The sequence below is a fragment of the Micromonospora fiedleri genome (genome assembly GCF_016774385.1).
Taxonomy (GTDB): Bacteria; Actinomycetota; Actinomycetes; order Mycobacteriales; family Micromonosporaceae; genus Micromonospora; species Micromonospora gifhornensis.
In genome coordinates this window covers 1-504 of record NZ_JAETXL010000039.1, presented here as the reverse complement: position 1 = coordinate 504, position 504 = coordinate 1, and the positions used below count along the sequence as shown (strand labels likewise).

Sequence of the window (504 nt, the reverse complement as noted above, 5' to 3'; positions counted from 1 at the left end):
CATCCTGCCCGAGCTGGAGGACCGCGTGCGCTCTTACGCCCTGCTGGCCGACGCCGTCCGGGCCAGCATCGCCGTGTAGGCGCGCGACCTGCGGGTTTAGGCCAGCTTTAGGCGCGGCACCCACAGTGGCGGCGCACCACCGGACAGCCCTGAGGAGATTCCCGACGTGCGCACGACAACCCGCTCGACAGCCATTCTGCTGCTCCTGGTCGCCGCCACCGCGGCCTGCGGCACCTCCGCGGCCCAGACCGGCGACGCCCAGCCCACCACGGGCGGCGCCCTGACCTTCGCCACCGCCGTGGAACCGGACTGCCTCGACCCCGCGGTCAGCGCACGGGACGTCACCGGCGTCATCAACCGCAACATCTTCGACTCGCTCGTGCGGCAGGCCCCGGACGGGAGCTTCCACCCCTGGCTGGCCGAGCGGTGGGAGACGGCGCCGGACGGGCGGGCCTACACCTTCCACCTGCGATCGGGAGTACGGTTCCACGACGGCACCACCCT

At 72.4% G+C, this 504-nt stretch carries 1 protein-coding gene; it reads left to right on the top strand.

What is annotated here, in order from left to right; genetic code table 11:
- Window positions 1-166: 166 nt before the first annotated feature.
- Window positions 167-504: ABC transporter substrate-binding protein (locus JMF97_RS32160; protein WP_307817153.1), on the top strand; the 338-nt coding region annotated here is incomplete at its 3' end.